The 9,836-nt window shown below is 70.4% G+C and carries 8 protein-coding genes; 3 read left to right on the forward strand and 5 right to left on the reverse strand.

The features are described from left to right. The coding region (locus HV824_RS32425) for a serine/threonine-protein kinase (protein ID WP_176424978.1) at positions 1-1,198 on the reverse strand (1,198 nt) is incomplete at its 3' end. A gap of 269 nt (positions 1,199-1,467) precedes the next feature. Between HV824_RS32425 and HV824_RS32430 the strand changes: the two genes are divergently transcribed. Continuing rightward, a complete protein-coding gene (locus tag HV824_RS32430; protein WP_176421351.1) occupies positions 1,468-2,337 on the forward strand; it encodes a cobalamin-binding protein in 870 nt (289 codons plus the stop codon). Here the strand turns inward: HV824_RS32430 and HV824_RS32435 are convergent. Next, complete coding sequence (locus HV824_RS32435; RefSeq protein ID WP_176424979.1) at positions 2,334-3,596, reverse strand: endonuclease; 1,263 nt, start codon at positions 3,594-3,596, stop codon at positions 2,334-2,336. The genes HV824_RS32430 and HV824_RS32435 overlap by 4 nt on opposite strands. A 136-nt stretch (positions 3,597-3,732) precedes the next feature. Here HV824_RS32435 and HV824_RS32440 point away from each other — a divergent pair, with 136 nt between their 5' ends. After that, entirely contained in the window at positions 3,733-5,517 is a 1,785-nt protein-coding gene (locus tag HV824_RS32440) for a BamA/TamA family outer membrane protein (protein ID WP_217917931.1), read from the forward strand. Positions 5,518-5,530: 13 nt separating this feature from the next. On the opposite strand, the gene HV824_RS32445 is transcribed toward HV824_RS32440, so the two are convergent. Continuing rightward, positions 5,531-6,307, reverse strand: coding sequence for a UPF0489 family protein (locus tag HV824_RS32445; RefSeq protein ID WP_176421348.1), 777 nt, complete (start codon positions 6,305-6,307; stop codon positions 5,531-5,533). A 122-nt stretch (positions 6,308-6,429) separates the two neighbouring features. Here HV824_RS32445 and HV824_RS32450 point away from each other — a divergent pair, with 122 nt between their 5' ends. Then, positions 6,430-8,634, forward strand: coding sequence for a DPP IV N-terminal domain-containing protein (locus tag HV824_RS32450; protein WP_176424981.1), 2,205 nt, complete (start codon positions 6,430-6,432; stop codon positions 8,632-8,634). Positions 8,635-8,738: 104 nt separating this feature from the next. Here the strand turns inward: HV824_RS32450 and HV824_RS32455 are convergent, their stop codons facing one another. Together HV824_RS32455 and sucB are read right to left on the reverse strand one after the other, a co-directional pair. Next, entirely contained in the window at positions 8,739-8,945 is a 207-nt protein-coding gene (locus HV824_RS32455; RefSeq protein WP_176421346.1) for a cold-shock protein, read from the reverse strand. A gap of 157 nt (positions 8,946-9,102) precedes the next feature. Further along, positions 9,103-9,836, reverse strand: a 734-nt coding sequence (gene sucB, locus HV824_RS32460; protein WP_176424982.1) for a dihydrolipoyllysine-residue succinyltransferase, incomplete at its 5' end; no start/stop codon positions are given.

The following is a 9,836-nucleotide window of genomic DNA, read 5'->3' on the forward strand; positions in this document are numbered from 1 at the left end:
GTGGCGGTGTGACGGCGGGTTCGGCGGGCGGGGTGGGGCGCAGCGCCACCACCAGGGCCGCGCCAAGGCCCACCAGCAGCGCGCCGCCGCCGAGCAGCATCCCCAGCGGCTTGCGGCCGCCCTTGCCCGGCGCCTCCTCCACGGAGATGTCCAGCGCCACGGTGGCGGGACCGGAGCCCGCCGCGCCGTGGGGACCGCTGATGGGGCCGCTGCCACTGGCGCCGCCGACGCCGCTGACGCCGGCGAAGCGCGCGCCACTGAAGGCGCCGCTGACGCCCACCGTGGACAGGGTGCGGCGCATGGCCTCCATCACCTCGTCCATGGACTGGTAGCGCTCCGGTGGCGTCTTGGCCAGGCACTTCATCACCAGGGCCTCCACCTCTCCGGGGATGCCATGGTTGGGGTAGAGCGAGCCGAAGGCGGGCGGCAATTCGTTGATGTGCTTGACGATGACGTCGATGCTCTGCGCGGCCAGGAAGGGCGGCCGCCCCATCAGCATCTGATAGAGCACCACGCCCAGGCTGTACACGTCACTGCGCGGGTCGGCGATGTTGCGCGCCTGCTCAGGCGCCATGTACTGCGGCGAGCCCAGGATGATGCCCGCCTGGGTAATGGACGTGTCCTGCGGCACGGGCGCCGCGTCGCCGATGAAGGACTTCACCAGGCCGAAGTCGAGCACCTTCACCACGTCGTGGTCCGTCTCCTGGTTGAGGACCATGACGTTGGCGGGCTTGAGGTCGCGGTGGATGAGGCCGACCTTGTGCGCCTCGCGCAGCGAGCGGGCGATCTGCTGGGTGATGTTGAGCGCGCGCGGCCACGGCAGCGGGCCCATCTGCGTGAGGAGCTGGCCCAGCGTCAGCCCCTCCAGGTATTCCATGGCGATGTAGTAGATGCCGTCGTCCGTCTTGCCGTAGTCGATGACGGTGACGGTGTTCGGGTGGCGCAGCTTCGAGGTGACGCTGGCCTCCAGGAAGAAGCGCTTCTGGAAGCCCGGGTCCTTGCCCTCGCCGTACTGGGGGTTGAGCACCTTGAGCGCCACCAGCCGGTCCAGCGGTGACTGCACGGCCTTGTAGACGCGGCCCATGCCTCCGACACCGAGCGTCTCCAGGATGCGGAAGCGCTCGTTCAGGACCCGGCCCAGCATGGGGTCCGCGACGTCGGGTGGGGCGCCATTCGTCGGGGCGTTGCTCTCCATCATGACTGCCCCCACCGACCGGTGAGGCACGTGACACGCCGGTCGAACATGAGGGCAGATGCTAGCACTGCAATCCTCCACCTCCCAAGCGACCTGCCGGGTTGGCGCAGTGCGCCACCGGCCGAGAATCCGGCTCGGGCGCGACAACGTTTCACAGGTGACACACGTGAGACGTTGCGTGACGGGGAGTCCGGTGAAAGCCCGGCCCCCGCGCGCTGCCGGATGCTACGGACACGTAGCGCGGCGGTGGCCGCGTTAGGGTGCGGCCCCGTATGAATGCCCGCCTGTCCGAGCTGCTCTCCGGTGCGCCGCCCTACCCCCGCCGCGTCGTGTGCCTCACCGAGGAGACGACGGAGGTGCTCTACCGCCTGGGCGCGGAGGACCTGGTGGTGGGCGTGTCCGGCTTCACCGTGCGCCCGCCCCAGGCGCGCAAGAAGCCGCGGGTCAGCTCGTTCCTGGACGCGAACTTCGAGCGCATCCTGGAGCTGAAGCCAGACCTGGTGCTGGGCTTCTCCGACTTGCAGGCGGACATCGGCCGCGAGCTGGCGAAGCGGGGCGTGCCCGTCTACCTGTTCAACCAGCGCTCGCTCGCCGAAATCCTCCAGTCGGTGCGGCTGACGGGCGCGCTGGTGGGACGGCCCGAGGCCGCGGAGGCGCTGGCCACCGAGCTCACCGCGAACCTGGCGCGGCACGCGGACGCGGCGGAGTCGCTGCCACGCCGGCCGCGCATCTTCTTCGAGGAGTGGCACGAGCCGCTCATCTCCGGCATCCGCTGGTGTTCGGAGCTGGTGGAGCTGGTGGGCGGCGTGGACGTGTGCCGGGAGTCGCGCGCGTCGCAGGGGGCGCAGGGCCGCATCTTCGCGCCGGAGGAGGTGGCGCGGCGCGACCCGGAGGGCGTCATCGCCAGCTGGTGCGGGCGCAAGGCGAAGCGGGAGAAAATCGTCGCCCGCCCCGGGTGGGCCGGGGTCCGGGCGGTGGTGGAGGACCAGCTCTACGAGGTGAAGAGCTCGCTCATCCTCCAGCCGGGGCCGGCCGCCCTGTCGGACGGCGTGGACCGGCTGGCGAGAATCGTCGCGGCGGTGGCGCGGGGCGAGAAGCTGCCGCCCCTGCGCGACGGGGAGCTGCGCTCCGCGGGGGCCTAGAAGTCCTTCACTCGGTCGGCCAACGCCGAGTCCTCGACGAAGGCGTTGGAGTTGCCCTGGATGGTGGCGATGCGGCGGTTGCGCTCGACCTCGGCGGAGTCCACCGTGTCGAGCTTGTTCCACGCCTTTAGCACCGCCTCCTCGTCGTTGGAGATGGACTTGTTGTAGGTGGCGGAGAAGTAGAACATCGCCCGCGCCACGTTGCCCTTGTGGGAGTCGGGCGGCTCGAACACCATGTTGCCCCGGGCGTCGGTGCCGAACTTCGCGCCGTTCTGGCTCCACCGCTCGTTCACCACCACCCCGAACGGGAAGCTGCCGCGCCGGGAGTTGGCCTTGCTGTCGGTGGGGTAGAGGTGGTGCAGGTCGCTCTTGGCCGAACCCGTGGCGCCCTTCGACTGCGGCCAGGTGTGCTCGGTGTTCATCACCGAGTTGTTGGGAATCTTGCCGCCTTTGACTTCGGCGCCCGTGTAGACGCAGACGACGTTGCCGCTCTCGTTCACGTCCAGGCTGGAGAACATCAGCCGGCGGGCCTCGTTGTAGCTGACGGTCCGCTTGCCGGAGGAGTAGTCCTGGAGCGCGTCCAGCAGCGCGCCGTCGCGCAGGCCCTCGAAGAGGCCACCTTCGGGCTCCTCCGGCTCCTCGGGCCCCGTCACCGGCGTCTCGGGGGTGATGTCCAGGCCCCACGACTTCAGCGTGCCGGTGTCGCCGCGCGCCGCGTCCTGCACCTCCAGCGTCCAGGTGCCCTTCGTGGGCTCGCCCTTGAACGCGGACAAGTCAAAGGCGCCCGTCAGGTCATCCGCCGAACCGCCCTTGCGGTCCGACACCACCGCGCTCTTGCCGGACGGCGAGGTCAGCGTCACCTTCAGGTCGCCCCGGTAGGTGTGCTCGATGTCCAGGTTGAGCTTGAGCGACTCCACCGTGGCGTCCTCGGGGACGTCGAGGGTGCTCTCGATGGTGGTGTGGTCCTTGATGTCGGCGTTGGGCGTCGTGCTGTGGACCAGCGACGCCGCCCGTGTGCCGACCGCGGCCTTCAGGTTCGAGGCCGCCGCCTGCGTGGCGGTGGGCGTTTGGGGAACGAAGACCGCGCCGAGCTTCGTCAGCATCGAGGGCGTGGTGCCCTCGAGTCCCGGCCGCGCGGGCTGGAACGAGCTGGTGGCCGCGGTGGAGGTCGTCCGGGGAGCGGACGCCGTCTCACGGGCGGTTTCGGTGGTCGGGCGAGCGAGGAGGGGCGAGCGGCGGGGGCCGACGACGCTGGTCATGCCGTCATTATCCACCCGGTGGGCTTCGCGGTTGCTTCCCCCATGTATATTTTTGACGCGACCGTGAAAACGGGAAATCCCGCGATGTAACAGAGCGCGGCATTGTCCAGGGGGCAATGGCGCGGCTCATGACAGGATGCCTTGCGTGCCGCTTTCGCTGCCTGCGCTGCTCGTTGCCATGTCTCTCGCGGCCGCGCCTTCCACGTCGGGAGCGTCGCCTGACGCGCCGGTGAAGGGGCCCGCGTCGGCCATCGAGAACTACGAGGACGCGCTGATTGATGAGGCCCTGGCCCGGCACGGGCGGGTGCTGGAGCCGGCGCCGGAGGGCAAGCTTCTGGAAGAGGTGTTGGTGGCCACCGAGGACGTGGTGGCCGAAATCGACCCCTTTCCCGACTTCCTCAACATCTTCCATGCCCGGACGCGGGACGACGTCGTCCGGCGCGAGGTGCTGCTCCAGGTGGGGGCGCCGTACTCGGACGCGCTCGCCCAGGAGACGGCGCGCAACCTGCGCGGGCTGCGCCTGTTCTCCATGGTCCGCCTGGTGGCGGTGAAGGGCCGCGCGCCGGGCTCGGTGGCGGTGATGGCCGTCACCAAGGACATCTGGTCGCTGCGGCTCAACAGTGACTTCGCGGCGGTGGGCTCGCTGCTCCAGTACCTGAAGCTGCAGGGCACGGAGCAGAACTTCCTGGGGCGCGGCAAGCGCATCGCCGTGGACTTCGTGCTGCGGCAGGACACCCTCAGCCTGGGGCAGAGCTACACGGACCCGCGCGTGCTGGGCAGCCGCTGGTCGCTGAGTGAGTCCATCGCCGTCATCCAGGGGCGTGAGACGGGCAAGACGGAGGGCTCGCGCGGCAGCCTCGCGATGAGCCGGCCGTTGTATTCGCTGTCCACGCCCTGGAGCGCCAGCGCCTCCGTGGCCTGGAACGTGGAGACGAACCGCGTCTACCGGGGCGCGTCCATCTGGCAGTTGCCCTTCCCCGGCGGGCCCGCGGTGCCCTACGTCTACCGGACCGAAGAGGTGGTGGGCGGCGTCTCGTACACGCGCTCGCTGGGCACCCGCTACAAGTGGAACGTGGGCGGCACGGTGGGGGCCTACCATTACGCCTACGGCGCGCCGCTGGCGTCCGGCCTCTCTCCAGCGCAGTCGGAGTGGTTCAACCGCAACTACCTGCCGCGCGCGGAGGACGCGGGCTATGTCGGGCTGAGCCTGCGCGCCTTCGACGCGCGCTACGAGGTGCTGCGGGACGTGGACTCGTACGTCCTGGCCGAGGACTTCCAGATGGGGCACTGGCTGGCGGCCACCCTGCGCTACGCGCCGCCCGTGTTCGGCGAGCAGAGCCACTTCGTGGAGGGCGGGCTGGCGCTGCGCTACCGCCTGCGGCTGGGGGACACGCTCACCACCGCCTCCATGTCGGGCGCCATCCGCCGTCCGCTGGGGCCTCGGGGTGCGTGGACCAACCGGCGCTGGGCGGCGGAGCTGATTGAGGTGTCGCCCAAGGTGCTGGGCGGGCGCTTCGTGGCGCGCGGGCTGCTGGACGTGAATATCGACGACTTGTTCGACCGCATCCACCTGCTGGGCGGCGCCAATGGCCTGCGCGGCGCGGGCGCGGATGCGTACTCCGGCCGGCGGCTCCTGCTCTTCAACCTGGAGTACCGGAGCCGCCCCATCGTCGTGAAGACGGTGCACCTGGGCGGCGTGCTCTTCTGGGACTCGGGCAGCGCGTTCAATGACCGGCCCGCCATGGTGCACACGGTGGGCATGGGCCTGCGGCTGCTCTTCCCGCAGTTCAACGTCCTGCCCTTCCGCGTGGACTTCGGCTACGTGCTCAATGACGCCCGGCCGCCGCCAGGCAGCCGCTTCTCCTTCGCGGGCGGACAGATGACGGACGTGCGGCCCAACTTCATGGAGACGCCGCTGTAGCGCGCGGCGCGGCTCATGGGGGCTCGGTGCGCAACAGCTCCCGGAACAGCACCTGGGCCGCGTCCCGGAACAAGTCCCCGGACGCGAGCAGCCCGCCGCAGTGGTGGGGCTCGCGCGCCAGCGTCAGCGCCACCGTCTTCTTCAGCACCGCGTCCCAGAAGGGCTCCGAGTCCTGGGGCAGCAGGAACTCGCGAATCACCTGCCGAGGCCAGGGGAGCACCGTCGTCGGGTCCGCGTCGCTCAGGGAGGTGAAGCAGTCCAGGTCCACGTCCAGCAGCACCCGTCCGGCCGCGTCCAGCACGTCGCGCACGGCGTCGCCGGGGGCAGGGCGGCTGTAGGCCTCCGCGGCCCGGTCCACGGTGGACACGGCCACCAGCCGGTGGGGCCGGCCCCGGCTGTCCACGTAGGTGTCCCCCGTGAAGGCGCCCCGGGGGCGGGCGCGGGCAATCAGCAGCGCGTCTCCCACAAGCCCCGCCTCCATGGCCGCGAGGATGTGGTCGTAGTTGCGCACATCCAGCGCCCAGCGGGCATGTTCGTCCAGCGCGCGCAGCCCGGCCGCCCGGTCCGGCACGGCCGCGGGGGCCCGGGGCACCACGGTGTCCAGGTGCCGGTCCAGCGTCACCAGCAGGGCGGGGCCCTCCGCGTCACCCAGGGCGCAGGTCCAGGCGGGGAGGGCGAGCCGGTGCGGGTCGAACACGTAGGCGTCCTTCGGGCCCCGCCCGCCGCCCAGGCCCAGCCGGATGACTCCGGCCAGGCGCAGGTGCCGCGGGGCGTCGTCTTCCGTTTCCATGGCGTCGGGAATCCTCCAGCAGCCCAGGCGTTTGCTCCGGCCGCGAGGCCGCCGAGTGTAGGCTGCTCCGCGCACCTTTCCACGAAAGGAGCCCCGCCCTCCCCGCGGGGACTCGACGACGCATGCGCCACGTCCTCACCGCCGCGCTCCTGCTAGCGAGCGCTTCGTCCTCCGCCCAGGAACTCAAGCCCCTCACCATGTCCCAGACGCAGCGGAAGCAAGACCCCTTCCTGCGCCAGTTCTCGGAGACGCGCCGCTTCATGAGCGGCCGGCCCGGCGGCGTGCGCATCTCCCCCGACGAGAAGAGCGTCCTCTTCCTGCGCACCCAGCCCACGTCCAACGTGCAGACGCTCTACGCGTTCGACGTGGAGAGCGGGCAGACGCGGGAGTTGCTCACCCCAGAGGCCATCCTCAAGGGCGCCGAGGAGACGCTCACCCCCGAGGAGAAGGCCCGCCGGGAGCGCATGCGCGTCAGCGCCCGGGGCTTCACCAGCTACCAGGTGTCCGAGGACGGCGCCCGGCTGCTGGTGCCCCTGTCCGGCCGCCTCTACGTGGTGGAGCGCGCCAGCGGCAAGGTGACGGAGCTGAAGACGGGCCCCGGCACGTTGGACCCGCGCTTCTCCCCGGACGGCAAGCAGGTGGCCTACGTGCGGGAGCACGACGTGTACCGCATCGACGTGGCCGCCAACCGCGAGCAGCGCGTCACCAAGGGCGGCACCGAGGCGAAGTCGCACGGCGTGGCCGAGTTCGTCGCCCAGGAGGAGATGGGGCGCTTCACCGGCTACTGGTGGAGCCCGGACGCGAAGTCCGTCGCGTACACGGAGGCGGACACGACGGACGTGGAGAAGCTCACCATCGTCGACGTCATGCACCCCGAGCGCGGCGGCGAGGACTTCGCGTACCCGCGCCCCGGCAAGGCCAACGCGAAGGTCCGGCTGGGCATCACCCCCGTCACCGGCGGGCGCACCGTGTGGGCGAAGTGGGACGCGGCGAAGTACCCGTACCTGGCCACCGTGACGTGGCCCAAGGGCGGCCCGCTCACCGTGCTGGTGCAGAACCGGGAGCAGACGGAGCAGCAGCTGCTCGCGGTGGACCCGCGCACGGGCAAGTCGCGTGAGCTGCTGACGGAGAAGGACGACGCCTGGCTCAACCTGGAGCAGGCCTTCCCGCTGTGGCTGGAGGATGGCAGCGGCTTCCTCTGGTACACCGAGCGCAACGGCGGCCCGGAGGTGGAGCTGCGCAAGGCGGACGGCTCGCTGGCGCGCACCGTGGTGAAGCCGGACGCGGGCTTCCGCTCGCTGGCGCGCTACCTCCACCAGGACGGCACGCTCTTCTTCAACGGCGGCCCCAACCCCACGCAGAGCCACCTGTGGCGCGTGAAGGCCGGCGGCGCCCCGGAGAAGGTGACGGCGGGGCTCGACATCGAGTCGGGCGCGGTGTCCAAGAGCGGCGGGCTGGCGGTGGTGCATGGGCAGGGCCTCAAGGCCATGCCCAAGGTGCTGGTGGTGCGCGCGGACGGCACGCGCGTGGGCGAGCTGCCCTCGGTGGCGCAGGAGCCGCCCTACACGCCCAGCGTGGAGCAGCGGCAGGTGGGCCCCGAGCGCTTCTGGACGTCCCTGGTGCGCCCGCGCGACTTCAAGCCCGGCAAGAAGCTGCCCGTCATCGTCGAGGTGTACGGCGGCCCCACCACCACCGTGGTCCACAAGAGCATGGCCGCGCACCTGATGTCGCAGTGGGTGGCGGACCAGGGCTTCCTCGTGGTGAAGATTGACGGCCGCGGCACCCCGCTGCGCGGCGCGAAGTGGGAGCGCGAGGTGAAGGGCGACTTCTCCGGCGTCACGCTGGAGGACCAGGTCGCCGCGCTCAAGGCGCTGGCCAAGGAAGTCCCGGAGCTTGATTTGTCCCGCGTGGGCATCTCCGGCTGGAGCTTCGGCGGCTACATGTCCGCGCTGGCCGTGCTCAAGCGCCCGGACGTCTTCAAGGCCGGCGTGGCCGGCGCCCCGGTGGTGGACTGGCTGGACTACGACACCCACTACACCGAGCGCTACCTGGGCGTGCCGCAGCAGCGCCCGGAGGCCTACGAGAAGAGCTCGCTCTTGACGTACGCGAAGCAGGACAAGCCCATGGGCAAGCTGCTGCTCATCCACGGCACCGCGGACGACAACGTCTACTTCTTCCACACGCTGAAGCTGAGTGACGCGCTCTTCCGCGCCGGCAAGCCGCACGACCTGCTGCCGCTGAGCGGCCTGACGCACATGGTGCCCGACCCGCTCGTCACCGAGCGCCAGTGGGAGCGCGTCATGGACCACTTCAAGCGCCACCTGTAGGCCGCGCGGCCCCCAGGGCTTGTAAAACGAGAGGCCCGGTCCCCAGGTGGTGGGGCCGGGCCTCTTGTCATCGGCCAGTCCGGACGGAGTGGCTGACGGACGCGTTAGCTTGCGGCGCGGACGTTCTGCGCCTGCAGGCCCTTGGGGCCACGGGTGACCTCGAACTCCACCTTCTGACCCTCTTGGAGGGTGCGGAAGCCGTCCATGTTGATGGCGGTGTGGTGGCAGAACACGTCCTCACCACCGCCGTCCTGGGTGAGGAAGCCAAAGCCCTTCGCGTCGTTGAACCACTTCACGGTACCGGTTGCCATTGCACGTCCTTCAGTCTTGCGGGGCGGCGCGAGGAGAGCCGCCCGTTCTTCCCGCCCCCCGACAACCGGGAGACACTCCCAGTTGTAGTGAAACGGCCGGCTGGAAGTCCAGCCGGCCGCCCGGAATGCAAGTCTCGCCCGGCTACCGGGCCTGAAGTCAGACGTCCAGGAGCAGCCGCTCCGGGTCCTCGATGCACTCCTTCACGCGCACCAGGAACTGCACGGCCTCGCGGCCGTCGACCAGCCGGTGGTCGTAGGTGAGCGCGACGAACATGATGGGCCGAATCACGACCTGGCCGTCGCGGGCCACGGGGCGCTCGACGATGTTGTGCATGCCCAGGATGCCCGTCTGCGGCGGGTTGAGGATGGGCGTGGACAGCATGGAGCCGAAGATGCCGCCGTTGGTGATGGTGAAGGTGCCACCCTGGAGGTCGGCCAGGGCCAGCTTGTTGTTGCGCGCCTTGCTGCCCAGCTCGCCCACGGACTTCTCCAGCTCCGCCAGGCCCTGCTTGTCCGCGTTGCGCACCACCGGCACCACCAGGCCGCGGCTGCCGCTGACGGCCACGCCGATGTCGTAGTAGTGCTTGAAGATGACGTCCTCGCCGTCAATCTCCGCGTTGATCTGCGGGAAGGCCTTGAGGGCCTCGACGGAGGCGCGGATGAAGAAGCTCATGAAGCCCAGCTTCACGCCGTGCTTCTGCTGGAACTTCTCGTTGTACTTCTTGCGCAGGGCCATCACCTCGCCCATGTCCACCTCGTTGAAGGTGGTGAGCATGGCGGCGGTGGACTGGGCCTGGATGAGGCGCTCGGCCACGCGCTTGCGCAGCGGCGTCATCCGTACGCGCTCCTCGCGGGCGGCGTTCGGGCGGGGACCGGTGGGCTGCGCCGGGG

It is taken from the genome of Myxococcus sp. AM009, from assembly GCF_013372605.1.
GTDB lineage: Bacteria > Myxococcota > Myxococcia > Myxococcales > Myxococcaceae > Myxococcus > Myxococcus vastator.

What these genes read in the sequence shown, in the direction of transcription:
- HV824_RS32430 (WP_176421351.1), top strand. Translation starts at nt 1,468, where the DNA reads ATGAATGCCCGCCTGTCCGAGCTGCTCTCCGGTGCGCCGCCCTACCCC.
- HV824_RS32435 (WP_176424979.1), bottom strand. Translation starts at nt 3,596, where the DNA reads ATGACCAGCGTCGTCGGCCCCCGCCGCTCGCCCCTCCTCGCTCGCCCG.
- HV824_RS32440 (WP_217917931.1), top strand. Translation starts at nt 3,733, where the DNA reads ATGCCTTGCGTGCCGCTTTCGCTGCCTGCGCTGCTCGTTGCCATGTCT.
- HV824_RS32445 (WP_176421348.1), bottom strand. Translation starts at nt 6,307, where the DNA reads ATGGAAACGGAAGACGACGCCCCGCGGCACCTGCGCCTGGCCGGAGTC.
- HV824_RS32450 (WP_176424981.1), top strand. Translation starts at nt 6,430, where the DNA reads ATGCGCCACGTCCTCACCGCCGCGCTCCTGCTAGCGAGCGCTTCGTCC.
- HV824_RS32455 (WP_176421346.1), bottom strand. Translation starts at nt 8,945, where the DNA reads ATGGCAACCGGTACCGTGAAGTGGTTCAACGACGCGAAGGGCTTTGGC.